Origin of the sequence: Agreia pratensis, assembly GCF_900177685.1 — a bacterium.
Lineage (GTDB): Bacteria > Actinomycetota > Actinomycetes > Actinomycetales > Microbacteriaceae > Agreia > Agreia pratensis.
This window is the reverse complement of the sequence record NZ_FXAY01000007.1, coordinates 93,892-117,976: the sequence shown is the minus strand read 5'-3', so window position 1 is coordinate 117,976 and position 24,085 is coordinate 93,892. Positions and strand designations below refer to the sequence as shown.

At 61.9% G+C, this 24,085-nt stretch carries 24 protein-coding genes and 2 tRNA genes; 16 read left to right on the top strand and 10 right to left on the bottom strand.

Features of this window, described 5'->3' with window-relative positions; genetic code table 11:
- Nucleotides 1–5: 5 nt before the first annotated feature.
- Genes B9Y86_RS16445 through rpmH form a run of 5 tightly spaced genes read right to left on the bottom strand, consistent with a single transcriptional unit; the run spans nucleotide 6 to nucleotide 2,385 of the window.
- Nucleotides 6–575 carry a Jag family protein gene (locus B9Y86_RS16445; RefSeq protein WP_085488105.1) on the bottom strand — a complete coding sequence of 190 codons (570 nt, stop codon included), beginning with the start codon at nucleotides 573–575 and terminating at the stop codon, nucleotides 6–8.
- Complete coding sequence (gene yidC / locus B9Y86_RS16440) at nucleotides 572–1,531, bottom strand: membrane protein insertase YidC (protein ID WP_085488103.1); 960 nt, start codon at nucleotides 1,529–1,531, stop codon at nucleotides 572–574. The genes B9Y86_RS16445 and yidC overlap by 4 nt, the downstream gene beginning before the upstream one ends.
- Before the next feature lie 5 nt (nucleotides 1,532–1,536).
- On the bottom strand, nucleotides 1,537–1,878 hold the full coding sequence (yidD, locus tag B9Y86_RS16435) for a membrane protein insertion efficiency factor YidD (protein ID WP_085488101.1): 342 nt from the start codon (nucleotides 1,876–1,878) through the stop codon (nucleotides 1,537–1,539).
- Entirely contained in the window at nucleotides 1,875–2,228 is a 354-nt protein-coding gene (gene rnpA / locus B9Y86_RS16430; RefSeq protein ID WP_085488099.1) for a ribonuclease P protein component, read from the bottom strand. The genes yidD and rnpA overlap by 4 nt, the downstream gene beginning before the upstream one ends.
- Nucleotides 2,229–2,247: 19 nt before the next feature.
- Nucleotides 2,248–2,385, bottom strand: coding sequence for a 50S ribosomal protein L34 (gene rpmH / locus B9Y86_RS16425; RefSeq protein WP_010204566.1), 138 nt, complete (start codon nucleotides 2,383–2,385; stop codon nucleotides 2,248–2,250).
- A gap of 339 nt (nucleotides 2,386–2,724) precedes the next feature.
- Between rpmH and dnaA the strand changes: the two genes are divergently transcribed.
- The 11 genes from dnaA (at nucleotide 2,725) to B9Y86_RS16370 (ending at nucleotide 14,598) form a co-directional block, all read left to right on the top strand.
- Nucleotides 2,725–4,158: a chromosomal replication initiator protein DnaA gene (gene dnaA / locus B9Y86_RS16420; protein WP_085488179.1), complete on the top strand. Its 1,434-nt coding sequence runs from the start codon at nucleotides 2,725–2,727 to the stop codon at nucleotides 4,156–4,158.
- Nucleotides 4,159–4,550: 392 nt separating this feature from the next.
- A complete protein-coding gene (gene dnaN, locus B9Y86_RS16415; protein ID WP_085488097.1) occupies nucleotides 4,551–5,696 on the top strand; it encodes a DNA polymerase III subunit beta in 1,146 nt (381 codons plus the stop codon).
- A gap of 68 nt (nucleotides 5,697–5,764) precedes the next feature.
- Nucleotides 5,765–6,655 carry a phosphogluconate dehydrogenase (NAD(+)-dependent, decarboxylating) gene (gnd, locus tag B9Y86_RS16410; RefSeq protein WP_085488095.1) on the top strand — a complete coding sequence of 297 codons (891 nt, stop codon included), beginning with the start codon at nucleotides 5,765–5,767 and terminating at the stop codon, nucleotides 6,653–6,655.
- 126 nt (nucleotides 6,656–6,781) lie between these two features.
- Entirely contained in the window at nucleotides 6,782–7,999 is a 1,218-nt protein-coding gene (gene recF / locus B9Y86_RS16405) for a DNA replication/repair protein RecF (protein ID WP_085488093.1), read from the top strand.
- Complete coding sequence (locus tag B9Y86_RS16400) at nucleotides 7,996–8,517, top strand: DciA family protein (RefSeq protein WP_244894811.1); 522 nt, start codon at nucleotides 7,996–7,998, stop codon at nucleotides 8,515–8,517. Before recF ends, B9Y86_RS16400 begins: the two co-directional genes overlap by 4 nt.
- A 136-nt stretch (nucleotides 8,518–8,653) precedes the next feature.
- The gene (gene gyrB, locus B9Y86_RS16395) at nucleotides 8,654–10,627 is read left to right on the top strand and encodes a DNA topoisomerase (ATP-hydrolyzing) subunit B (protein ID WP_085488091.1); all 1,974 of its coding nucleotides are present in this window, start codon (nucleotides 8,654–8,656) and stop codon (nucleotides 10,625–10,627) included.
- Nucleotides 10,628–10,666: 39 nt separating this feature from the next.
- Complete coding sequence (gene gyrA / locus B9Y86_RS16390; RefSeq protein ID WP_085488089.1) at nucleotides 10,667–13,255, top strand: DNA gyrase subunit A; 2,589 nt, start codon at nucleotides 10,667–10,669, stop codon at nucleotides 13,253–13,255.
- Entirely contained in the window at nucleotides 13,248–13,655 is a 408-nt protein-coding gene (locus B9Y86_RS16385; protein WP_085488087.1) for a DUF3566 domain-containing protein, read from the top strand. The genes gyrA and B9Y86_RS16385 overlap by 8 nt, the downstream gene beginning before the upstream one ends.
- A 76-nt stretch (nucleotides 13,656–13,731) precedes the next feature.
- Nucleotides 13,732–13,805 (top strand) — tRNA-Ile (locus B9Y86_RS16380).
- Nucleotides 13,806–13,837: 32 nt separating this feature from the next.
- Nucleotides 13,838–13,910, top strand: a tRNA-Ala gene (locus B9Y86_RS16375).
- 79 nt (nucleotides 13,911–13,989) lie between these two features.
- Nucleotides 13,990–14,598 (top strand): hypothetical protein, encoded by a 609-nt coding sequence (locus tag B9Y86_RS16370; protein ID WP_139824953.1) that lies wholly within the window; start codon nucleotides 13,990–13,992, stop codon nucleotides 14,596–14,598.
- A gap of 85 nt (nucleotides 14,599–14,683) precedes the next feature.
- On the opposite strand, the gene B9Y86_RS16365 is transcribed toward B9Y86_RS16370, so the two are convergent.
- A complete protein-coding gene (locus B9Y86_RS16365; protein ID WP_055782939.1) occupies nucleotides 14,684–15,193 on the bottom strand; it encodes a hypothetical protein in 510 nt (169 codons plus the stop codon).
- Nucleotides 15,194–15,337: 144 nt separating this feature from the next.
- Between B9Y86_RS16365 and B9Y86_RS16360 the strand changes: the two genes are divergently transcribed.
- Together B9Y86_RS16360 and B9Y86_RS16355 are read left to right on the top strand one after the other, a co-directional pair.
- Nucleotides 15,338–15,877: a peptidylprolyl isomerase gene (locus tag B9Y86_RS16360; RefSeq protein WP_085488083.1), complete on the top strand. Its 540-nt coding sequence runs from the start codon at nucleotides 15,338–15,340 to the stop codon at nucleotides 15,875–15,877.
- A gap of 30 nt (nucleotides 15,878–15,907) precedes the next feature.
- Nucleotides 15,908–16,753 carry a rhomboid family intramembrane serine protease gene (locus B9Y86_RS16355; RefSeq protein WP_085488081.1) on the top strand — a complete coding sequence of 282 codons (846 nt, stop codon included), beginning with the start codon at nucleotides 15,908–15,910 and terminating at the stop codon, nucleotides 16,751–16,753.
- A 111-nt stretch (nucleotides 16,754–16,864) separates the two neighbouring features.
- Here B9Y86_RS16355 and B9Y86_RS16350 read toward each other — a convergent pair whose 3' ends face one another.
- Entirely contained in the window at nucleotides 16,865–17,122 is a 258-nt protein-coding gene (locus B9Y86_RS16350) for a cell division protein CrgA (protein ID WP_044440925.1), read from the bottom strand.
- A gap of 81 nt (nucleotides 17,123–17,203) precedes the next feature.
- Here B9Y86_RS16350 and B9Y86_RS16345 point away from each other — a divergent pair, with 81 nt between their 5' ends.
- The 3 genes from B9Y86_RS16345 to B9Y86_RS16340 are packed head-to-tail and all read left to right on the top strand — an operon-like array spanning nucleotide 17,204 to nucleotide 19,054.
- Nucleotides 17,204–18,256, top strand: a complete 1,053-nt coding sequence (locus B9Y86_RS16345) for a class E sortase (protein WP_244894810.1) — start codon at nucleotides 17,204–17,206, stop codon at nucleotides 18,254–18,256.
- A 1-nt stretch (nucleotide 18,257) separates the two neighbouring features.
- Nucleotides 18,258–18,419 carry a hypothetical protein gene (locus B9Y86_RS17630; RefSeq protein WP_176223404.1) on the top strand — a complete coding sequence of 54 codons (162 nt, stop codon included), beginning with the start codon at nucleotides 18,258–18,260 and terminating at the stop codon, nucleotides 18,417–18,419.
- Nucleotides 18,416–19,054, top strand: a complete 639-nt coding sequence (locus B9Y86_RS16340) for an anthranilate synthase component II (RefSeq protein ID WP_085488079.1) — start codon at nucleotides 18,416–18,418, stop codon at nucleotides 19,052–19,054. Before B9Y86_RS17630 ends, B9Y86_RS16340 begins: the two co-directional genes overlap by 4 nt.
- An 18-nt stretch (nucleotides 19,055–19,072) precedes the next feature.
- Here the strand turns inward: B9Y86_RS16340 and pknB are convergent, their stop codons facing one another.
- The 3 genes from pknB to B9Y86_RS16325 all read right to left on the bottom strand — a co-directional run bounded on the left by pknB (nucleotide 19,073) and on the right by B9Y86_RS16325 (nucleotide 24,081).
- Nucleotides 19,073–20,779, bottom strand: coding sequence for a Stk1 family PASTA domain-containing Ser/Thr kinase (gene pknB / locus B9Y86_RS16335; protein ID WP_139824952.1), 1,707 nt, complete (start codon nucleotides 20,777–20,779; stop codon nucleotides 19,073–19,075).
- A 63-nt stretch (nucleotides 20,780–20,842) separates the two neighbouring features.
- A complete protein-coding gene (locus B9Y86_RS16330) occupies nucleotides 20,843–22,633 on the bottom strand; it encodes a protein kinase domain-containing protein (RefSeq protein ID WP_085488077.1) in 1,791 nt (596 codons plus the stop codon).
- Nucleotides 22,630–24,081 carry a peptidoglycan D,D-transpeptidase FtsI family protein gene (locus tag B9Y86_RS16325; RefSeq protein ID WP_085488075.1) on the bottom strand — a complete coding sequence of 484 codons (1,452 nt, stop codon included), beginning with the start codon at nucleotides 24,079–24,081 and terminating at the stop codon, nucleotides 22,630–22,632. Before B9Y86_RS16325 ends, B9Y86_RS16330 begins: the two co-directional genes overlap by 4 nt.
- Nucleotides 24,082–24,085 lie beyond the last annotated feature (4 nt).

The window sequence follows — 24,085 nt, the reverse complement described above, 5'->3', positions numbered from 1 at the left end:
CTCGGTCAGCCGCGGCTGATGACGGTGTGGCGATCGCGGCCGTCACCTTCGGAGGCTGAGACCAGCCCACGCTCCGCGACGATGTCGTGAACAAGTTTGCGCTCGTATGACGACATGGCCGGCAGTGCGGCAGACTCTTCGCCGGCATCGAGACGAGCGACCGCAGAATCGACGAGTCGGCCGAGCTCGGCCTGACGAGCCTCGCGACTTCCACCCACATCGAGAATCAAGCGGCTGAAGGCACCGGTCTTCGTCTGAACAGCGAGACGGGTGAGCTCCTGCAAAGCGTTGACGGTGTCGGGCTTCGAAAGAACGCGGATGTTGCTGTCGCCTGACGCGTTGACAGAGATGTAAGCGCGGCCACCACGGGTGTCGATGTCGATGTCTCCGTCGAGATCGCAGATATCGAGGAGTTCCTCGATGTAGTCAGCTGCGATGTCGCCCTCGTCGTCGAGGTTCGCCTCCGGGGTGGACTCACTCGACTCAGCTACATCGGTTCCCACGATCGCCTCGTCGACGACCACGACCTCACCGGCCTCATCCGTCGACACGGTCTCGGTTGTCACGTCACTCACTTGGATCCACCCTGCTTCTTGGCTCGGTTCTTACCGACGGGCTGCTGACGCTGCGTCGTCTTCGGTACTTCGTCTACGACGGTCTCGTCACTCAGAGGGCCGTCTTTGATAACCAGTTTTCCTCGCTTAGCGAGTCGGGCTTCACGCGCCTTCGCTGCCTCACTGCCCGGTGTGGGCATATTGCGAATGACGAGGAATTGCTGTCCCATCGTCCAGAAGTTGGAGGTCAGCCAGTAGAACATCACGCCGAGCGGGAAGGCCACGCCGGAGAACACGAAGACGATCGGGAGGATGTAGAGCAGGATCCGCTGCTGCTTGAACATCGGGCTGTTCTTGGCCTCGGGCGATTGGTTCTTCGACATGATCTGCAGCTGGGTGATGAACTGCGATGCCGTCATCAACGCGATCATGGAGACCGCGAAGACGATCACAAGAACGCTGCCCTCGTTGTTGGCGAGAGTCGCCTTCAGAGGAGCACCGAAGAGATCTGACTCACCGAATGACTTTGCCAGCGTCTCATTGAGAAGACCGACACCACCGCCCGCTTTCTCGTGCTGTGCGTCGTTGAGAACGGAGAACAGCGAGAAGAAGATGGGCATCTGCAGAAGCAGGGGAAGACACGAACTCAGAGGGTTCGTTCCCGTGCGCTTGTACAGTTCCATCGTCTCTCGGGACATGGCCTCACGAGAGAACTGGTCTTTCTTGCCCTTGTACTTGTCTTGAATCTTCTTGAGCTGCGGCGCGACCTCGAGCATCTTGCGCTGGCTCTTGATCTGCTTGACGAAGATCGGAATGAGGGCGGCACGGATCACCAGCACAAGGCCGACAATCGACAGCACCCATGTGAGGCCGTCGTTCGGATTGAGTCCTACCCACGTCCAGACGTAGTGGAATGCGACCAGAATGAGTTCGACGACCCATTTGATCGGCCAAAGTATGGTGCCGAGGAGATCCAAAGCGTCTAGCCCTTTCCGTGGCTACGTGGAACAACGAATCCGAACGGCGTCAGCGCGTATCGGGGGTTTTTGGCCGGCTTCACATCATCGACGCCGCCAGCTGCCCAGGGGTGACAGCGTGCAATACGCAGGATGCCTAAACCAGCTCCTACAGACAGTCCGCGGTGCTGGATTGCCTGGAGGGTGTACGACGAACACGACGGGTAGTACCGACAGACATCGCCGTAGAGAGGAGAAATAACAGCGCGGTAGGCGCGGAGTACAACCACCGCGACGTTGCGAGGCACCAAGAATACGCTGATCAAGGCGTATTTCCAGGAAACGGCAGAGACAGGAACCGTCGTCATACGAGTGCGGATCCCTTCCGAAGCGATGCGGCTAACTCTTCGCAGAGTACGCCGTAAGGCTGAGATGCTGCTCCCGGTAAGACCCGCACAACCACATCGGTTCCCGGCTTGACACGATCGAGCATCGTGTAGCTCGCCGCTTTGAGTCGCCGACGCACACGATTTCTGACCACGGCGACGCCAACGGACTTTGCGACGATGAATCCGAATCGAGGCGCTGCGGGCACGGATTGCTCGTTTTTGGGCGTGCGAAGGTACGTCACGGCGTTCGGGGACACAAAACGTGTTCCCTTCCGGACCACGCCTCGATAGTCATCGGCGGTCGTGATCCGGTTGGCGTGAGCCAACACAGCGAAACGAGCTCGGCTGCTACGCGGAGAGCTCGGTGCGACCCTTACGGCGACGCGCGCCGAGGATGGCGCGGCCGGCGCGGGTGCGCATGCGCAGACGGAAGCCGTGCACCTTGGCGCGGCGACGGTTGTTCGGCTGGAAAGTTCTCTTGCTCATGGTGTGTTCTCCGTGGCCCGGACCTCATCGCGAGTGCACGACAGGGAACCGGGAAAGTAAGTGCGGGCCGATTGGCCACAAGTCAACTGATTAAACCTACGACCTCGAATGCCAATGGTCAAACCTCACGGGCAGAGAGACAGCTATTATCCACAGACTGTGGAAACTGCCTGTGCATGACACGCGTAGAGTCAATACAGTGAGCTTGCCCCGCTGCATGCCAGCAACTAGCTTAGTTATCCAGTTCGCTGACGCTCGGGCACGCCCAACACATCGGCTCGATTCGCCAAGTTTTCCACAGGCAGAATCGATTTTTTTCATATGTTCGACGGGAGTTCCATGGCGGAGGATGACGCCTCGACGGAGGGCCAATGGCGCTCTGTCCTTCAGACACTGTCCCGTGATGAACGAATTACACCGCAGTTGCGAGGTTTCCTTGGGCTGGTGGTGCCGAAGGGCATCATGGCCGGTTCGTTCTATCTCGAGGTACCGAACGACTTCACCCGGGACATGCTCGAGCTGAGGGTTCGTCCGTCACTGCTCGCCGCGATCGGCCAGCTCGACTCCGGGCTCGATGTCACGAACTTCTCCGTGGTCGTCAACCCAGAGATCAGCGGGAGCGAGATGGCCGGCCAGGCCGACGCATCCGAGCCGGTCTACATCGAGACGCCCGCCGTACAGACCGCGCCGACGCCAGCACAGGAGACCGTCGGCCCTCCGCGCAATAACGACACGCGCCTCAATCCGAAGTACAGCTTCGACAACTTCGTCATTGGCGGATCGAACCGTTTCGCCCACGCTGCAGCGGTTGCCGTGGCCGAAGCTCCGGCCAAGGCATACAACCCGCTCTTCATCTACGGCGATTCCGGTCTGGGCAAGACCCACCTCCTGCACGCCATCGGGCATTACGCGATGAGCCTGTATCCCGGAGTCCGAGTCCGTTACGTGTCGAGCGAAGAGTTCACCAACGACTTCATCAACTCCATCGCCAACAACAGAGGCGCCGCATTCCACTCGCGCTACCGCGACATCGATCTGCTTCTCATCGACGACATCCAATTCCTGCAGGGCAAGGCAGAAACCCAGGAAGCCTTCTTCCACACGTTCAATACCCTGCACGATCACAACAAGCAGGTCGTGATCACATCGGATCTGCCGCCCAAGGCCCTGACTGGCTTCGAAGACCGTATGCGCACGCGGTTCGAGTGGGGTCTCATCACCGATGTGCAGACGCCTGACCTCGAGACGCGTATCGCGATCCTCAGAAAAAAGGCTCAGAGCGAGAAACTGCGTGTGCCCGACGACATCCTCGAGTACATGGCCACGAAGGTCTCGTCCAATGTGCGCGAGCTCGAGGGAACACTGATCAGAGTCACGGCATTCGCGAGCCTCAATCGCACGCCCGTCGACATGCAACTCGTTCAGACCGTTCTCAAAGACCTCATCACGCTCGACGAAGACAACATCATCGCGCCGGTCGACATCATCAATCACACGGCCGACTACTTCAAACTCTCGGTCGACGATCTCTACGGGTCCTCCCGGTCGCAGGCGATTGCAACGGCACGGCAGATCGCCATGTATCTATGCCGCGAGATGACGAGCTTGTCGCTACCCAAAATCGGTCAGCTCTTCGGTGGCCGCGATCACACCACTGTGATGTACGCGAACAACAAGATCGGCAAGCTCATGACCGAGAAGCGTTCGATCTACAACCAGGTCACCGAGATCAGCAACCGCATCAAGCACAATCAGCGTTACAAAGACGTGTGACCACCGTCGCCACAGACCATCCCCACAGGAGTTTCCACACCTTGTGCAGAAGCTGTGGATAACACGCTTAAAGATGTGAGTCGATCCGCTCGAGCTGTGGATTCGTTCATATCGCGTTTTCCGACGGGTCGAGTTGTGGATGCACCCCGCACACGATTTCTACATCTCACACCGACGTAGTTCCCTACAGCGGACTGCAATCCACAGAAGTTATCCACATATCCACAGCGGTTAAGACCATTAACGTTAAATTCAGTTAATTAAGCCCCCGACAACCTTTTCGACGTCGCCGTCCCTGAATGACAAGAACGCTGCGACGTTCCCACCACCCGCTAGCATTGAGGCCAATCAGCAACCCATCTCAACTGGCCGATCTCGTATGGAGTGCCTTCGTGAAGTTCCAAGCCAACAGAGACGTCTTCAGCGAAGCCGTCTCCTTCGCCGTCAAGCTGTTGCCTCAGCGAACCACTCTGCCGATCCTGTCCGGAATCCTCATCAAAGCTGATGAAGACGGTCTCACTCTGTCGTCATTCGACTACGAGGTCTCGGCTCAGACGCAGATCGCTGCAGACGTCGAGGAGCCCGGAACCGTACTCGTATCTGGGCGCCTGCTCTCTGACATCGCCAACAAGCTCCCGAATGCGCCCGTACGCTTCGCCTCCGAAGACTCGCGAATCACTGTCTCCAGCGGATCAGCGAAGTTCACTCTCTTGAGCATGCCCGTCGAGGAATATCCGAGCCTGCCCCAGATCGGTGAAGAGTCTGGAATCCTGCCGGCAGACAAGTTCGCAGCAGCGGTGGCGCAAGTGGCTGTCGCCGCCTCTCGCGACGATGTGACCCCCGTGATCACCGGTGTTCAGCTCGAGGTATCCGAGAACACGCTGTCTTTGGTCGCCACCGACCGTTACCGAGTGGCCGTGCGCAACATCGATTGGGATTCGGGCGACGCCGGCGTCACCACGGCGAGTGCGCTCGTTCCCGCCAAGACTCTGCAAGAGGTCGGAAAGACGTTCGGCAATGCGGGAACGATCTCCGTCTCGATCACCAACACAGACGATCGTGAGCTCATCGCCTTCCGTTCCGATAAGAAGACGGTCACTTCGCTGCTGATCAAGGGAAACTTCCCTCCCGTCAAACGGCTCTTTCCTGAGACAGTCGATAATTACGCGGTCATGAACACTGCTGAACTCATCGAGTCGACTCGCCGTGTGAGCCTCGTTCTCGAGCGCGAAGCCGCGCTCCGCTTCACCTTCACGATCGACGGTGTCACCCTCGAAGCCATCGGCTCCGAGCAGGCCCAGGCATCCGAATCGATCGACGCTCTCCTCACCGGCTCCGACACCGTCGTCTCGCTGAAACCCCAGTTCCTGCTTGATGGCCTGAGTGCGGTGCACTCGGAATACGTTCGGATCTCGTTCACGAAGACCGACAACCCCAACAAGCCAGGACCCGTGCTCATCACGAGCCAGTCATCCAAAGACCAGCCCGGCACGGACGACTACAAATACCTGCTGCAGCCGAACCTGTTGCTGCGGTAATTCACCGGATGCCGGTGGCCGGGATCCCGGACGCCCTCACCCACGTCTTTCCTCAAGGAGATTCTGTAATGCATATTGGACTCGTCGGTCTCGGCAAGATGGGCAACAACATGCGTGCGCGCCTGCGCAACGCGGGTCACGAAGTGACGGGCTACGACAACAATCCCGCCGTCTCCGACGTGGCCGACCTCGCAGCTCTGGCTGCCGCACTCCCCAGCCCCCGCGTCGTCTGGGTCATGGTTCCGGCAGGAAAGATCACGGACTCGGTGATCACCGAACTCGGAACCGTTCTGTCTGAGGGCGACCTGGTCATCGACGGTGGAAACTCGCGTTTCACCGAAGACTTCAAGCACGCCGCAGAGCTCGAGCCCAAGGGCATTGGTTACGTCGATGCCGGTGTCTCGGGTGGCATCTGGGGCTTGGAGAACGGCTACGGATTGATGGTCGGTGGAACCAAGGCCAACATCGAGCTGCTGATGCCGATCTTCGACGCTCTCCGCCCCGAAGGACCGCGTGAAGAAGGCTTCGTCCACGTCGGCGAGGTCGGCGCTGGCCACTACGCCAAGATGGTGCACAACGGCATCGAATACGCGCTGATGCAGGCTTACGCCGAGGGCTATGAGCTGCTCGACACCCGCAAAGACATCATCAAAGATGTCACGGGAACCTTCAAGGCGTGGCAGCGTGGAACCGTCGTGCGTTCATGGTTGCTCGAGCTGCTGGTTCAGGCACTCGAGCAGGACCCTGAGTTCGAAGACATCGAGGGATACGTCGAGGATTCCGGCGAGGGTCGTTGGACCATCGAAGAGGCCCTCTCGAACGCGGTTCCCGTGCCTACGATCTCGGCGTCGATCTTCGCGCGCTTCGTGTCGCGTCAAGAAGACTCGCCGTCGATGAAGGCTGTCGCGGCTCTGCGCAACCAGTTCGGCGGTCACGCGGTCAAGAAGGCCGAAGACTAGAAAGAAGCTGCGCTGGTCGAGTAGCGAGGTACGAGCGTATCGAGACCACATGACATTGGTCTCGATACGCCGGCTCCTGCGTCGCGCGGCTGCTCGACCGGCGACATCACCCGAGAGGAGAGAACCGTGCTCGTTCGGCATCTCTCGCTCGTCGACTTTCGTAATTACGCCACCGCTGAAGTCGATCTGGAGCCCGGCCCGAACCTCTTCGTCGGCAGCAACGGGCAGGGCAAGACGAACCTGGTCGAGTCGCTCGGATATCTGAGCAGCCTCGGCTCACACCGCGTCTCTGTCGATCACGCGATGATCCGTGCCGGTCAGAACGCAGCAATCGTGCGGGCTCGACTCGAACACGAGGCGCGCGAGTTGCTCGTGGAAGTCCAGATAAACCGCTCGAGCGCCAACAGGGCTCAGGTCAATCGTTCGGTCATCAAGCCTCGTGAGCTGCCGAGATATTTTTCGTCAGTGCTCTTCGCTCCCGAGGACCTCGCATTGATCCGAGGCGAGCCATCGGGCCGACGACGATTCCTCGATCAGCTGCTGGTGGCACGCACACCCCGTCTGGCCGGCGTGCAATCCGATTACGAGCGAGTGCTCAAGCAGCGCAACACGCTCCTGAAGTCGGCCCGTGCACAGGGCCTGCGAGGAGCCAACCTCTCGACTCTCGACATCTGGGACGAACGACTCGTCGGTCTCGGTAGCGAGTTGATCGCCGAACGGGTGGCACTCGTCGGCCGACTCCATCCGCTCGTCGTCGATGCGTATCGCTCGATCGCCGGAGCCGACCATCGACCGGCGTTGGGCAATCGACTGAGCGTGCTCGCCGCGCATCCGGATGCCGATGAGCAGGCGGATGACGGATTCGCCGTGCCGGAGGGAACGACCAAAGAGAGTCTGTCGAGGGAGAAGATCGCCGAGCTGTTCCGAGAGGGTCTGACCCGCGTTCGGCGGCAGGAACTCGACCGAGGGCTGACTCTCATCGGGCCGCATCGCGACGATCTCGTCTTCGAACTCAACGGCCTGCCGGCAAAGGGATACGCGAGTCACGGAGAATCCTGGTCGTACGCGCTGTCACTGAAGCTCTCTGCGGCCGCTCTTCTGCGCATCGACTCTCCTACAGGAGACCCTGTGGTGATCCTCGACGACGTCTTCGCGGAACTCGACGAAGCCAGGCGCAAACGACTCGCGATCGCGGTCGCCGACTACGAACAGGTGTTGATCACGGCGGCTGTCTACGACGACGTGCCCGAGTCTCTCACGCCGCACACGGTGCGGATCAGCGCGGGCACGATCGTCGATCCGAGCGTGCCGTTCCCTGAGCCTGGCGAAGAGGACGCGACGTGAGTCAGGAGATCCCTTCGACAAGCTCAGGGAATGCAAGCTCGCTGTCGTCATCGGTCTATTTGCGATTCAAAGAGGTCTTCGGCGACGCCACGAGCCGACGCTACGGCCCTCGTAAAAGGCGCACGCGCGAAACTGTCGTCGAGAGCGAAGCCTACGGTCGCGGTCGCGATCCGAAGGGCATCGCCGACGTGATGACAGCCATGACCAGCGAGCTGGGCTGGGCGACTCCGCTGGCGAAGTCTGACCTGCTGATGGCCTGGAGGGAGATCGCCGGCGCCGACACGGCCGAACACAGTTTTCCCCTCGACGTCACAGACTCCGTCCTCACCGTGCAGTGCGACTCCACGGCATGGGCCACCCAGCTGCGACACATGCGCACGATGATCATGACCCGCATCGCCCAGTCCTACCCCGATGCGGGCATCGAGAGCGTTCGCTTTCAGGCACCCCACGCGCCGTCCTGGAAAAAGGGCTCCAGATCAATTCCAGGGCGGGGTCCTCGCGATACCTACGGTTGACGTGACAAATACGGTCACCATGGCAAAATAAACGGCTCAGATCGCCATATAGCCGTTTAACTCACGCCGCCTTTGCTAGAATTAAGGGTCGCCTTCATGACTCACATAGAGGCGGCACTGAGGAGCCCATTTCTATATGTCTGAGTCAGACAAAGTGAACCCCGACAGCGAGTACGGCGCCGACCAGATTCAGGTTCTCGAGGGCCTTGAAGCGGTGCGCAAGCGTCCGGGTATGTACATCGGATCGACCGGACCCCGCGGACTGCATCACCTGGTCTACGAGATCGTCGACAACTCGGTCGACGAGTCGCTGGCCGGTTATGCCGACACCATCGAGGTCGTGATGCGTCGTGACGGCGGCATCCAGGTCACCGACAACGGTCGTGGCATCCCCGTCGACATGCACCCCGTCGAGAAGAAGTCGACCGTCGAGGTCGTGCTCACGATCCTTCACGCCGGTGGAAAATTCGGCGGCGGCGGTTATGCCGTGTCCGGTGGTCTTCACGGCGTCGGCAGCTCCGTGGTGAACGCCCTCTCGAGCGAACTCGAGGTCGAGGTACGCCGCCAGGGCAACGTGTACCGGCAGAGCTACCGCAACGGAGTTCCCGAGGCGCCGCTGTCGAAAGACGAGACCACAACCGAGACCGGAACACGCATCACGTTCTGGCCGAGCGCTGAGACATTCGAGTCGATCGAGTTCGACTACGAGACGCTCCGTGCTCGCTTCCAGCAGATGGCGTTCCTGAACAAGGGCCTCAGCATCAGCCTCACCGACGAGCGCGCGACGGCGGGTGATGACGGCGAACCGGTGGCGGTTACCTACCTCTACGAAAAGGGTCTCCAGGACTACGTGGAGTACCTGAACCGAGCGAAGAAGAACGACCTCGTCAACGAGGAGATCATCTCGTTCGAACAAGAGGACACGGTGCGCAAGATCGCGCTCGAGGTCGCCATGCAGTGGACCACGGGGTACACCGAGAGCGTGCACACCTACGCGAACACCATCAACACCCACGAGGGCGGAACTCACGAAGAGGGCTTCCGCGCTGCCCTGACGACTCTCGTCAACAAGTACGCCCGCGAGAAGGGCATCATCAAAGAGAAAGATGACAACCTCTCGGGCGACGACGTGCGTGAAGGGCTGACGGCCGTCATCTCGATCAAGCTCGCAGAGCCGCAGTTCGAGGGTCAGACGAAGACCAAGCTGGGCAACACCGAGGCGAAGGCGTTCGTTCAGCGCGTCGTCGGAGTCGAGTTGACCGACTGGTTCGATCGCAACCCGGCGCAGGCCCGTGACATCATTCGCAAGGCGATTCAGGCATCCCAGGCTCGTCTTGCTGCCCGCAAGGCCCGCGAACAGACCCGACGCAAGGGCCTGCTCGAGGGCGGTGGAATGCCCGGAAAACTCAAGGACTGCTCTTCTCGCGATCCCGAGAAGAGTGAGATCTTCATCGTCGAGGGTGACTCGGCCGGCGGTTCCGCCATTCAGGGCCGTAACCCCGAGACCCAGGCGATCCTGCCCCTGCGTGGAAAGATCCTGAACGTCGAGAAGGCGCGACTCGATCGAGCGCTCGGCAACAACGAGGTGCAGGCCATGATCACCGCGTTCGGCGCGGGCATCGGCGAGGACTTCAACCCCGACAAGGCCAGGTATCACAAGATCGTGCTCATGGCCGACGCCGATGTCGACGGCCAGCACATCACGACCCTGCTGCTCACTCTCGTGTTCCGCTACATGCGCCCGCTCATCGAGCTCGGGTACGTCTACCTCGCGATGCCGCCGCTCTACCGCCTCAAATGGACCAACTCGGCACACGAGTACGTCTACTCCGACGCGGAACGCGACGCGCTGCTGGTCAACGGCCAGGCAGCCGGAAAGCGCATCCCGAAAGAGAACGGCATCCAGCGCTACAAGGGTCTCGGTGAGATGGACTACCGCGAGCTGTGGGACACCACGATGGACCCCGACACCCGCACGCTGCGCCAGATCACTCTCGACGATGCTGCTGCTGCCGACGAGATCTTCTCGACCTTGATGGGCGAAGACGTCGAATCACGACGCAACTTCATCCAGAAGAACGCTAAAGACGTTCGCTTCCTCGATATTTGATGCGCTCTGCTCGGCGACGGGCTCTACCGCTAGGACACCATGACTGACGACACCACGGGCGACATCCCCCAGGCACCCGATTCTTCGGGCGCCATGACCGACCGCATCGAGCAGGTCGACCTGCAGCTCGAGATGCAGCGCTCCTACCTCGACTACGCGATGAGCGTGATCGTGGGCCGAGCGCTTCCCGACGTGCGCGACGGGCTCAAGCCCGTGCACCGACGCGTCATCTACGCGATGTACGACGGCGGATACCGGCCTGACCGGGCCTTCTCCAAGTCGGCCCGCGTCGTCGGCGAGGTCATGGGGCAGTTCCACCCGCACGGTGACTCGTCGATCTACGACGCCCTCGTGCGTCTCATCCAGCCGTGGAGCCTGCGCTACCCGCTGGCTCTCGGCCAGGGCAACTTCGGCTCCGCCGGCAACGACGGTGCGGCCGCCCCTCGATACACCGAGACAAAGATGGCTCCGCTCGCGCTCGAGATGGTGCGCGACATCCACGAGGAGACCGTCGACTTCCAAGACAACTACGACGGCCGCACGCTCGAGCCCGTCGTGCTTCCGGCTCGCTTCCCGAACCTGCTGGTCAACGGATCCGTCGGTATCGCGGTGGGAATGGCCACCAACATCCCGCCGCACAACCTGCGCGAGGTCGCCTCGGGCGCCGTGTGGGCCCTCCAGAACCCGGATGCGACGCGCGAAGAACTGCAGGACGCGCTGATCGAGCGCATCAAGGGTCCTGATTTCCCGACGGGCGCTCAGATCCTCGGAACCAAGGGCATCCAGGATGCGTACCGCACCGGTCGCGGATCGATCACGATGCGCGCAGTGGTCAACGTCGAAGAGCTGCAGGGCCGCACGTGCCTCGTTGTCACCGAGTTGCCGTACCAGGTCAACCCCGACAACCTGGCGATCAAGATCGCCGACCTCGTGAAAGACGGCAAGGTCGGCGGGATCGCCGACATCCGCGATGAGACCTCGGGTCGCACGGGTCAGCGACTCGTGATCGTGCTCAAGCGCGATGCCGTCGCCAAGGTGGTGCTCAACAACCTGTACAAGCACACCTCGCTGCAAGAGAACTTCGGCGCGAACATGCTCGCGATCGTCGACGGCATTCCTCGCACGCTCTCGATCGATGGATTCATCAGCGAGTGGGTCACCCACCAGATCGATGTCATCGTTCGCCGCACGATGTTCCGCCTGCGTGAGGCCCAGGAGCGCATGCACATCCTGCAGGGCTACCTCAAGGCGCTCGACGCGCTCGACGAGGTCATCGCCCTGATCCGCCGTTCCAACACGGTCGAAGATGCCCGCGACGGCCTGATGCAGCTCCTCGACATCGACGAACTGCAATCCCGCGCCATCCTCGAGATGCAGCTGCGTCGCCTGGCTGCGCTCGAACGCCAGAAGATCATGGATGAGGCCGACGCGCTTCAGCTGAAGATCGACGAATACAACTTCATCCTCTCTTCGCAGGCCCGTCAGCGCGAGATCATCGTCGAGGAGCTCGGCGAGATCGTCGACAAGTACGGTGACGATCGCCGAACCGAGATCGTCTTCGGTTTCGACGGTGACATGAACATGGAAGACCTCATCCCCGAAGAGGAGATGGTGGTCACGGTCACGCGCGGTGGGTACATCAAGCGCACTCGCAGTGACAACTACCGCAGCCAGCACCGGGGCGGCAAGGGAGTCAAGGGCGCCCAGTTGCGCGCAGACGACGTGGTGGAGCACTTCTTCGTCACCACCACGCACCACTGGCTGCTGTTCTTCACCAACAGGGGTCGGGTCTACCGCGCCAAGGCGTACGAGCTGCAGGAGGCGGGACGCGATGCGAAGGGTCAGCACGTGGCCAACCTGCTGGCTATGGCACCCGACGAGCAGATCGCACAGGTCCTCGACATTCGTGACTACGAGGCCGCTAAGTACCTTGTGCTCGCCACACGGGGCGGCCTTCTCAAGAAGACTGCGCTCGACGAGTACGACACGAACCGTTCCGGCGGAATCATCGCGATCAACCTGCGCGAGGGTGACGAGCTCGTCTCGGCCCTGCTCGTCGAGGAAGACTCAGATGTGCTGCTCGTGTCGAAGAAGGGCATGTCGATTCGCTTCACCGCGTCGAACGACTCCCTGCGCCCAATGGGCCGCAGCACTGCCGGCGTCATCGGCATGAAGTTCCGCAGCGACGACTATCTGCTCGCAGCGTCTGTGGTCTCCGAGGAAGGTTACGTCTTCGTGGTCACAGAGGGGGGCTTCGCCAAGCGCACCCACGTGGAGCAGTATCGAGTGCAGGGTCGTGGAGGCCTCGGCATCAAGGTGGCGAAACTCCAGGAGGCTCGAGGTGATCTCGCGGGATCGCTGATCGTCGAGGAAGACGACGAAGTGCTTGTGGTTCTTGCCAGCGGCAAGGTGGTACGCTCTGCCGTGGCCGAAGTACCCGCCAAGGGTCGTGACACCATGGGTGTCGTCTTCGCCCGTTTCGCAGACGAAGACAGAATCATCGCTCTCGCAAAGAACACCGAACGAAACCTCGATGCCGATGTGGTGTCGGATAGTGTTCCAGAAAGCACCCCCGCCGCACAGGGCGAATCAGAGCCCGACGGAAAGGAAGAATCGACGAATGAGTAATGTCGCCGAGAAACTCGCGAAGAAGTCGTCGCGCCCCGCAGCCACCAAGCAGGTGCGGCTCAAGCTGGTCTACGTCGACTTCTGGTCGATTCTCAAGCTGTCGTTCCTCTTCGCGGTGATTCTGGGAATCATCACGATCGTCGTGGCTTTCCTCGTGTGGTCACTGCTCAACCAGACCGGTGTCTTCGACCAGATCAACGGGCTCCTCAAAGACATCGCGGGTCAAGACAACTTCGACCTCTTCGACTTCGCCTCGCTGTCGCAGGTCATGGGCTTCGCGGTGATCGTGGCGATCCTCAACGTGATCGTAGTGACGGCTCTTGGGGCCATCAGCGCGGTTCTGTACAACCTCGCAACCAAGATCACGGGCGGAATTCTGCTCGGTTTCACCAACAAGTAAGACGGATTCTTCCCATCCGAGTTCGCTCGGTTTGGGGAAACGGGTGCAGGTGGGATAACCTACTATCTGCCCATCCGGGGGTATAGCTCAGGCGGTTAGAGCGCTTCGCTGATAACGAAGAGGTCCGTGGTTCAAGTCCACGTACCCCCACGAGATGCTTTCACAAGAAGTCTTCTCAAACCGGGGCCTTAGCTCAATTGGCAGAGCACCTGCTTTGCAAGCAGGGGGTTAGGAGTTCGATTCTCCTAGGCTCCACCGCAGTGATATCAACCGAGTTGATTTTCACTCGCAGTGAATAAACAGCAGTCCATAAAACTGGTGGATCGAAATGGCCTTGAGGCGAAAATCCGATCGGAAGCGAAAGCGCCCGGCGGCTTCGTCCGAGGCCATTTCTGTTTCTGAAGAGGCTGTTCAACGTGCGGTCGACGAAGGTCTGCTGATCGCCCGCTTCGCCGTGGTGATGGATGTGAAGAACCGCATCATCGTGACGGCTCTGCGTCACGATGAGCCGTTCGACGCCGAGGTGACGGCGCGAGAGGTCACGCAGTCGCTGGTGCGCCTCGCGGCCGAGCAGTCCGACTACGCCGACCGCGTCACCGACGTGCTGCGTCAGCGCGCGGCGCGTGCGCGGGGCAGCGTGAGGCACGAGCACGACTACCACCCCGAAGACCTGGCCAGCCTCGACCTGCGTAACGCCGTGTACTCCCGCGTAGCGGCTCGGCTGAGGCTCCTGGCAGACGATGTCGATTACGTCGCCGAGATCGTCGAGACGGCCAGACAGGATGCCTGGGCCGACTTGGGTGGGGCCGTCGAGATGCGCCTCGACACCCTTCCGACACCACCCGTGAGAGACGCTGACTACGCACGCAACCGGGCCCGTCGCATCCGGACCCTCATCGACGTCGATCTTGCCGCACTCAAGCAACAGATGGATGACATCTGATGAGGGTGCGATAGAACTCTTGCCGCAGAAACGACAAGAGCGGCACCCTCGGGGTGCCGCTCTTGTCTTCTAACTGGAGTGATGCCTAGCCGGCGGGCGTCTCGGAGACTGCCTCGTCGTCAGCGATCCACAGCTCGTCGTCGGCACGCAGCGTCTGCCACAGCGCGTATCCGACGCCGGCAGCTGCAACGACACCGAACACGATAGCGACGATGCCGCCGACCGGAGCCTTCTTGGGCTGCGTCTTGGCGATAGCTCGCTTGACGGTCGGATTGTTGGCCACATGCAGCACGGTAGCGGCGGATCCGAGAGCTGTGCCGACCGAGGGAAGCACATCGTGGGCGAAACGGCTGCGCACCTCTTGCGCTGCGAGCTTGGCTCCGGCGACATTGCGGCCGATGACCGGACCGATCGAGTCGACTGCACCGCGAACGCGAGGCACGACTTCTTCACGGGTCAGATCGGAGGCGTGGCCCGCGGCGACGCGGGCGATCTGGTTTGCGCGATCAAGGATCTCTTGCTGGTCGAGCCACAGCTCTTCAGCACTGCCCTTCAACTTCTTGAGCGCCTTGCGACGCTTACGAGTAAGACTCATTGAAAACCTCCATCAGCGGAACGAGCGCGGTTCCCCCCAATCTTGCCACGCGCACCACACGGCGCGCACGGCTTGCCCTGGCGATCACCCGCACATACCCTGTGCCTCGTCTGGATGTCTGGGGGTGTATGGGAGAATCAATCCATGCCTGCACACACCCACGTAGCAACGTTCACCACCAACCACGGCGCCATCAAGGTCAATCTTTTCGGCAACCACGCGCCGAAGACGGTCGCCAACTTCGTCGGCCTCGCAACGGGCGAGATCGAGTGGACCCACCCGCAGACCGGCAAGGTCTCCAAAGACAAGCTGTACGACGGCACCATCTTCCACCGCATCATCCCCGGATTCATGATCCAGGGCGGCGACCCCATCGGACAGGGCACCGGTGGCCCCGGCTATGCCTTCGACGACGAGATCAGCCCCGAACTCAACTTCACGCAGCCCTACGTTCTGGCAATGGCCAACGCTGGTCAGCGCGGTGGCCACGGCACCAACGGATCGCAGTTCTTCATCACGACGGGCCCGACGACCTGGCTGCAGGCCAAGCACTCCATCTTCGGCGAGGTCGCCGACGACGAGTCCAAGCGCATCGTCGAGAAGATCGGCGCAGTTGCGACCGACGCGGGCGACCGTCCTCTCGACAGTGTCGTTGTCGAGAGCGTCACCATCGAAGCCGTCTGAGCTTCTTCTCCGAGATAGAGGCGAGCGCGGGTGTCACAGGCTCCAGTGGATGCCGATAACTTCTGTTATCGGCATCCCGGGCGACAGAGCTTCATCCTGTGTCAGCGCTGCGGCAAGACCGTGTGTCCTGAGTGTCAGGTGCAAGCGGCCGTCGGCGTGCACTGCGTCGACTGTGCGAGAGAGAATCGGCCGGTCCGCCCGAAGCCGCGTTTCGTCACGGCCTTCCGCAGCACGTCGACGCAACCGGTCGTCACCTACTCGCTGATCGGCGTCACCGCGTTCTTCTTCATTTTGCAGAGCGTCCCCGGCATCGGGTCGTACGTCACGCAGGCGCTTCAGTACGCGGGCGCTTACACGCAGCCCGCCCTGGGACTTCCACTCGAGCCCTGGCGCATGCTGACGTCGATCTTCATGCACGGCGGCATCCTGCATCTTCTGTTCAACATGTACGCGCTGTTCATCTTCGGGCAGATGCTCGAGCACACCCTGGGCCGCGCGCGATATCTCACGCTCTACCTGTTGGCCGGCCTTGGCGGTTCGGTCGCCGTCGATTTGATCGCATCGCCCGCCCAACCGGTCGTGGGGGCTTCCGGCGCCATCTTCGGGCTGATGGGGGCATTCTTTGTCATCCAGCGGCATTTCGGCGGCAACAACGTTCAGCTGCTCGTCCTGGTCGGCATCAACCTCGTCATCGGATTCATTCCGGGCTTCGGCATCGCGTGGCAGGCTCACCTCGGCGGGCTCGCAGTGGGCGCACTCATCGGCCTGATCTTCACCAAGACCCGAAACGCACGCCAGAAGAACACTCAGATTCTGTTGCTTGTCGCCACCGGTGTCGGGCTTGTCGCCCTCACCGTGGTGAGAGCGATCGTCTAGACGACTTTCCACACCCCGAAGCGATAGTTATTAACAGGGTTATCCACAGCTGGGGATAATTACACGCGTGTAATTCTTAGTTATCCACAGGCTGCGGAGAGTTCGCTGAGGTCAGCGCCACCGCGTGGTCATCAGGAAGCCGATGAAGGCGATTCCGAATCCGATGAGAATGTTTCCGCCGCCCAGGTCGGCGATCGGGAACTTGGCCTGGCTCACGTAGAACGTGATGATCCAAGCGAGACCGACAAGCATGAAGCCGAACATCACCGGCTTGAACCACACCGGGTTCGGCTTGGTCGACTCATCACCGCTTCGGGTAGCAGTCTTTGCGACTTCGGAACGGGGTGAACGGGTCTTCTCGCGGGCCATAGGGGAGATTCTAGCCCGGAATGCTTGAGAACAGCTCGGCCCTCAGGGCAAAGGCCCGCGTCGAACGCTTACAATGCAACAATGACCGAATACCAGCCGGGGGATATTCAGCCGGGTTCTGACGCTACGCCTCTGTCACGCCGAGAGGCGCGTAAGGCCGAGGCCGACGCTCTGAAGAGCTCAGCCTCGCAGAAGCAGCCTTCGGTCCCCACCGAACAACCGAGCCCCACGGCAGCCGTTGAGCCGACGGCCGAGGCGGAGCTGGCCGGTGTCTTTGCTACCGAGCCGCCTGAGGCGGGCGACGAACCTTCGGTCGCCGCCGGCGAAGCCGCATCCGTTCGCCCATCGAAGGCGAAGACGACGAAAGGGCAGCCGGTCAAACGCACACTCGCCACGAAAGTGGTGGGGGTATTCGGCGAGCTCTTGATAACGGCGGGCGTGTTCGTGCTGCTGTTCTTGGGATGGCAGCTGTGGTGGAACAGCATCGTGCTCACGAACGAGCAGGCCTCCGACGCGACATCGCTGGCTGACGACTGGAAGCTGCCGCAGGTCACGGGCGCGACGCCCACGCCCACCCCCACTCAGACGGGAACTCCCGTCGCACCCGTGAACTACGGAGAACCCGCGGTCATGGGCGCGCCCTCGGCCGGGAGTGACTTCGCGATCCTCTACGTTCCCCGGTTCGGCGCCGACTTCAAGCGAACGATCGCAGAGGGCGTCGATCCGCACACGGTTCTCAACAAGGGAGGCGCGGGTCACTACGAAGACACCCAGATGCCCGGTGAGGTCGGCAACTTCGCCGTCGCCGCTCACCGCGACGGATGGGGCAGCGCGTTCATCAAGATCAACGAACTGCAGATCGGCGATCCCATCTACGTCGAGACGCAGGACGGTTGGTACACCTACCGTTACCGCGACACGGAGTACGTGACTCCCTATGGTGTTGGAGTCATCGATCCCGTTCCGCAGGTCGAAGGCGCGACTCCCGTCGACCGACTCATCACTCTCACGAGCTGCAACCCGCTGTACATCGCATCGGAGCGCATCATCGCCTACGGCGCATTCGAGTCGTGGCAGCCACGTTCTGCCGGACCGCCGGCTGAGATCGCATCCGTCGTCGGATCGGGGAACTGATATGTACGCCGCCCTCTGGAGAGTTCTGCCCGGGCCCGTGTGGCTGCGCATCATTCTCGTTCTCATCCTCGCCGCCGCAGTGGTCTACGCCCTTGCTGCATGGGTCTTCCCCTGGATCGATGTGCTGATCACTCCCACCCAGGAAGTGACCGTCGACCAATGACGCGCGTTCTCGTCATCGACAACTACGACAGCTTCGTTTACACGCTCAACGGATATCTCCTGCAACTGGGCGCTGAGACAGACGTCGTGCGCAACGACGACTTCTCGCCCGCTGATGCCGCCGCGAGCATCGCGGACTACGACGCTGTTCTCGTCTCTCCCGGTCCGGGCACTCCGCACGACGCGGGCGTTTCCATCCCCGTCGTGCACGCCGCCCTCGCCTCAGGTACACCACTTCTCGGCGTATGCCTCGGCCATCAGGCCATAGCTGAGGCTCTCGGAGCCACGGTGACCTACGCCGACGAATTGATGCATGGCAAGACGAGCCTCATCGAGCACGACGGCAGCGCTTTCTACGATGGTGTGCCCGCACCCTTCACCGCTACGCGCTACCACTCTCTCGCTGTCGTCGACGAAACGGTTCCCGGCGAGCTGCTCGTGACCAGCCGTACTCGGGGCGGTGTCATCATGGGACTTCGTCATCGAGAGGCTCCGGTCTTCGGCGTGCAGTTCCACCCCGAGTCGGTTCTCACCGAGGGCGGCTACCGCATGCTGGGCAACTGGCTCGGTGCCGCGGGCCTCGAGAGCGCGCCGCTCGCGGCGCGCAGCCTCAGCCCGTTGATGCGCACGAACTAGGCGCGCACGACCTCGGCGCTACGCGCCCGTGCAGTACCGGATGGCGATGGCTGATTTCTGCGCGGCATCTCCGGCGGCGATCGACTGGCTCGACACGGGGTTACCCGCAACCGTCTTACAGCCGGGGTCTCCGTCGACGCTCACCTGAAGGGCAAGTCCCTGAAGGGTCGTGCTCGCCACGTCGAGCGCCTGGCCGGTCACGTCGGGAACGGTGACGAGGCCCGACGAAATCACAAGATTGACAGAGTCGCCGACGAAGCTCGCGGTGCCTGCTGCGGGAGTCGTGCGGATCACGGTGTCGGCCGTAGCCGTCGGGGAGTTCTCTTTGGTCGTGGAGCCGACGGTCAACCCGAGCGCTGTGAGCGCACCCGTGGCCTCCGAGTCTGGCTTGCCCGACACATCCGGGATCGTCACGGTCTGTTTGCCCAGAGAGACATAGACATCGATGACCTGATCGGAGCTCTCGTTCAGCACTGTTCCGGGCTCGGGATCGGTGCGGATGACCCGGCCCTCGGGCACGTCAGGATCGAAGACGTCTTGTCGGGCCGTCACGAGACCCATCTGTTGCAAGGTGCTGTCGGCCGCGTCGAATGTCTGACCGGCGACCTTTGGAACTGTGATCGAGTTGTCGGGAACGATCGTGGTCGGCGGGAGGGTGACGATCCAGAAGACCAGAGCGATGATGATGACCGCGACGCTGGCGATACCCGCCCAGATCCATACGACGGGCGGCCTCGACTGCGTGCGAACCGCGTAGTCGTCGTCGCCCGCAAGCTGCGTGAGAGCAGAGTCTGACGTCGCAGTCAGGCTCGGCGGCGCGCCGAACAGTGACGACTGGAAGTCTTCGACGGGCGGACGCTTGGAAGGGATCTTGCCCGCTCCGGCGACCTGGAGATCGGAGCGGAACTCGGCCGAGGACTGGAAGCGAGAGAAGCGATCCTTGGTGAGGGCGTGAAGAACGACGCGGTCGATCGCGGGCGAGATGCTCGGATTGATCGAGGAGGGCACCGGAGGGGTCTCGCTGACGTGCTGGTACGCGACCGCGACCGGCGTATCGCCGCGGAAGGGCGCCTGACCCGTGAGCAGCTCGAAGAGAACAACGCCGGTGGAATACAGGTCGGTGCGAGCATCGACCGATTCGCCACGCGCCTGCTCGGGCGAGAAGTACTGCGCAGTTCCAAGGATCGCGGTGGTCTGTGCCACTGTGGCGGAGGAATCGGAGATCGCGCGAGCGATTCCGAAGTCCATGACCTTGACCTGGCCCGAGGTGGTGAGCATGATGTTGCCCGGCTTGATGTCGCGGTGTACGACGCCTGCACGGTGCGAGTACTCCAGCGCCGTGAGGATTCCCTCGGTGATGCGGATCGCCTCCGCGGGCGCGACAGGACCTTCTTTGATGATGTCCTTGAGGAGGCGCCCCTCGACGTACTCCATGACGATGAAGGGAACGACGCCCTCGAAACCGCCTGGTTCGCGCACCTTCTCTTCGCCCGCGTCGAACACCCGCACGATCGTGGGATGCGCCATGCGGGAGGCAGCCTGTGCCTCTTGCTTGAACCGTGTGCGGAACACCGGATCGCTCGCCAGAGACGAACGGAGGAGTTTGATCGCTACCTGACGGCCGAGGCGCTCATCTCTTCCTGAGTAGACATTGGCCATACCCCCGCGGCCGATGACTTCTCCGATTCGATACCGCCCGGCAAGCAGGCGATGTTCATCGGTCACAGTGATACTCCATGGTCGGTGGTGCGGGGGGTTCTCAGTCTAGGTGCACAGGCTGGTCGTTACTCAGCCAGTTGAGCCGCCGTTGCCGTTCGGCGAGGTGGTGGCAGGTGCCTGTGCGGTGAGACTGAGTGCGGGTGACGCGGCCGACACGATTCCTGAGCACGTGACGGTGTAGGCGACGGTCACTGGGCCGGCGGCGGTGGCCTGCAGTGTGGCCTGCGTGCCGATTCCCGGTTCGGTGAGAACCGTCGCATTGGTGGCGACGATCGAGTACGCGCCGAGGCTCGTTCCCGACGGGCAGCTGTACGCGCTCCACGAGACTGTGAATGAGCCGGTTCCTGCGGGAACCTGGTTTGCCGGGAGTGGTGACGGGGCATCCACGCTGCCGAGCTTCGGAGGCGTGGTGGGTGCGTTCACTGTCGGCATGGGTCCGTAGACCGTGAGTTCGATCTTCGTTCCGCGCTGCACGTTTCCGACGGGGTTGACCTTGTAGACCGTTCCCACCTGCTCTGCCGTGGTGGCGGCGGTGCCCGTGACGTCTGAGGCGCTCAGATCGAAGTTGAGGGCCACCAGGACGGCCGCGGCCTCGTCGAAGGACTTGCCGACGAGTTCGCTTTCGGGAATCGCGACGGTTGTCGGGGTCGGTGTCGGAGTAGGTGTGCTGGGTTTGGGGGTCGGCGTGTCCTTCGTGGGAGGAGCTGACGAGCTTGTGGTCACCGGAGTCTTGTCCGACCCGTTCTGGCCGAGGACCAGAGCGGTGACGATTCCTCCAAGCACAAGAACGAGGATGGCGATGAGAACGATGAGCGGCCACGTCCAGGGGCTGCGCTTCTTTTTATTGTCGCCGGCGTCATCGGTGCCTTCGCCGTCGATAGGCGGCAGTCCGTCGCCGCCACCGGCTGCGCCGATGACGGTCGTGGCCTGCGTGGCGCCGTATGCGACGGTGTTGGCGGTCGGCATCAGGCTGGTGGCCTGGGTCTGTGGCGCGGGTCGGCCGCCGAGAACCGCGGGAACAGCGGCGGCTGCGGCAGCGATGTCACCGCGACGCAGCGCCGTAGCAGCGCGCGCGAGGTTGGCCGTCGATGACGGTCGGTCGTCGGGCTTTTTGGCGATGCACGAGAGAACCAGGTTGCGCACCGGCTCGGCCACCGTGATCGGGAGGTCTGGCGGCGTCTCGTTGATCTGCGCCATGGCGATGGCGACCTGCGATTCACCGGTGAACGGACGCTTGCCGGCGAGGCACTCGTAAGCCACGATTCCGAGCGAGTAGACGTCGGTGGTCGGTGAAGCCGACTGGCCGGAAGCCTGCTCGGGCGACAGGTATTGCACCGTTCCCATCACCTGGCCGGTCGCGGTCAGCGGAACCTGGTCGGCGATGCGGGCGATGCCGAAGTCGGTGATCTTGACTCGACCGTCGGGAGTGATGAGCAGGTTGCCCGGCTTGATGTCGCGGTGAACCAGGCCTGCGGCGTGGGCGGCCTGAAGGGCCGACGCCGTCTGCGCCACGATGTCGAGCACGCGATCGGTCGAGAGAACATGCTCTCGCTCGAGGATGGTGGAGAGCGCTTCGCCCGGAACGAGCTCCATGACGAGGTAGGCGCTGCCCTCTTCTTCTCCGTAATCGAAGACGTTGGCGATGCCCTCGTGGTTCACGAGCGCGGCATGGCGCGCCTCCGCGCGGAAGCGCTCGAGGAAGCCCGGATCTCCGAGGTATTCGTCTTTGAGGATCTTGATCGCGACGGTCCGACCGATGACCAGGTCTGTGGCTTTCCAGACCTCGCCCATGCCTCCGATCGCAATGCGACTGGAGAGTTCGTAGCGCCCCCCGAAGGTGAGCCCTGCTGTGGGTCTCATTTATTCAGCACCGCCTCAAGTACTTGTTTTGCTATCGGCGCGGCGATGGAGTTCCCCGAGCCGGATTGGTTTTCGCCTCCGCCGTCTTCCACCACTACCGCGATGGCTACCCGAGGGTTGTCTGCGGGGGCGAAACCGGTGAACCAGAGAGTGTACGGATCGTCTTCGCCGTTCTCTGCCGTGCCTGTCTTACCGGCCACGCTGACCCCATCTATTCTTGCATTACTCGCCGCGCCATTCTGGACTGCAGAGACCATGAACTGCGAAAGTGTCGAAGATGTTGCAGACGTGATCGGGTCGGCGAATACCTTCGGTTCGAACTGCTGCAGCACCGTCAGATCGGGCGCCGTGATGGAGTCGACCAGGTTCGGTTTCATGATGGTTCCTTTGTTGGCGACGGCAGCCGAGAACATGGCGACCTGAAGCGGCGTGACCCTGTCTTCGTCTTGACCGAAAGACGCCAGCGCGAGCTTGTCGTCGGCCATGGGCGACCGGATGGTGCTGGGCTGCACGGCCATGGGAATGTCGAGGTCTTTGGTGAAACCGAAAGCCTTGGCCATGTCGACGAGCGTGCTGTCGCCCATCTGCACGCCGAACTCGGCCATCGGGATGTTGCACGACAGGACGAAGGCGGTCTCGAGCGAGACGGAGTCGCCGCCTCCGCAGGTTCCGCCGCCGGCGTTCGACACGGTGTTGTTCGAGCCGGGAAGCGGGAAGCGGGCGAGGTTCGGCTGCGTGTCTGTGGCCGCGACTCCGCTCTGCAGGGCGGCAGACGACGTCACGATCTTGAAGGTCGATCCCGGCGGATACAGGTTGCCGTCGATCGAGCGGTTGATGAGTGGGTCACCCGATTCGCCGAGGAGTGAGTTGTACGTGTCGATCACATTCTGCGTGTCGTGCACGGCCAGGGTGTTGGGGTCGAACGTGGGCTTCGAGACCATGGCGAGAATTCGCCCGGTCGACGGCTCGATAGCGACCACCGATCCCTTGTAGTCGCCCAGCGCATCCCACGCTGCCTGCTGAACCACCGGATCGATGGTGAGCTCGACCGACGCACCCTTGGGCTTCTGGCCAGTGATGATGCTGTTGATGCGGGCGAGGAACTGGGAGTCGGCGGTTCCCGACAGGAAGTCGCCCAGCGAGTTCTCGATGCCCGTGGATCCCTGGCCGAGCGTGTAGTAGCCCGTCACCTGGCTGTAGAGCGGTCCATTCGGATACGTGCGCTGGAACTTGTAGTCGTCGTCGACAGGCACAGACATGGCGATGGGTTGACCATCGACGAGGATGGGACCGCGTTCGGCGTCGTAGCTCGCGTACAGCGCCCTCGTGTTGCGGCTGTCGGCGGCGAGCGTGTCGGTCTGAAAGAACTGGATGCTCGTGGTCGCCACGAAAAGGGCCCCGAACATCAGCAGAACGACGATCGCGACGCGTTTGAGTTCTTTGCTCATCGGA

Coding starts and splice junctions, on each gene's coding strand:
- B9Y86_RS16340 (WP_085488079.1), top strand. CDS start 18,416: ATGACGCGCGTTCTCGTCATCGACAACTACGACAGCTTCGTTTACACG.
- gyrA (WP_085488089.1), top strand. CDS start 10,667: ATGACTGACGACACCACGGGCGACATCCCCCAGGCACCCGATTCTTCG.
- B9Y86_RS16365 (WP_055782939.1), bottom strand. CDS start 15,193: ATGAGTCTTACTCGTAAGCGTCGCAAGGCGCTCAAGAAGTTGAAGGGC.
- B9Y86_RS16325 (WP_085488075.1), bottom strand. CDS start 24,081: ATGAGCAAAGAACTCAAACGCGTCGCGATCGTCGTTCTGCTGATGTTC.
- yidD (WP_085488101.1), bottom strand. CDS start 1,878: ATGACGACGGTTCCTGTCTCTGCCGTTTCCTGGAAATACGCCTTGATC.
- gnd (WP_085488095.1), top strand. CDS start 5,765: ATGCATATTGGACTCGTCGGTCTCGGCAAGATGGGCAACAACATGCGT.
- B9Y86_RS16350 (WP_044440925.1), bottom strand. CDS start 17,122: ATGGCCCGCGAGAAGACCCGTTCACCCCGTTCCGAAGTCGCAAAGACT.
- gyrB (WP_085488091.1), top strand. CDS start 8,654: ATGTCTGAGTCAGACAAAGTGAACCCCGACAGCGAGTACGGCGCCGAC.
- B9Y86_RS16345 (WP_244894810.1), top strand. CDS start 17,204: ATGACCGAATACCAGCCGGGGGATATTCAGCCGGGTTCTGACGCTACG.
- B9Y86_RS16330 (WP_085488077.1), bottom strand. CDS start 22,633: ATGAGACCCACAGCAGGGCTCACCTTCGGGGGGCGCTACGAACTCTCC.
- B9Y86_RS17630 (WP_176223404.1), top strand. CDS start 18,258: ATGTACGCCGCCCTCTGGAGAGTTCTGCCCGGGCCCGTGTGGCTGCGC.
- B9Y86_RS16360 (WP_085488083.1), top strand. CDS start 15,338: ATGCCTGCACACACCCACGTAGCAACGTTCACCACCAACCACGGCGCC.
- dnaA (WP_085488179.1), top strand. CDS start 2,725: ATGGCGGAGGATGACGCCTCGACGGAGGGCCAATGGCGCTCTGTCCTT.
- rpmH (WP_010204566.1), bottom strand. CDS start 2,385: ATGAGCAAGAGAACTTTCCAGCCGAACAACCGTCGCCGCGCCAAGGTG.
- B9Y86_RS16385 (WP_085488087.1), top strand. CDS start 13,248: ATGAGTAATGTCGCCGAGAAACTCGCGAAGAAGTCGTCGCGCCCCGCA.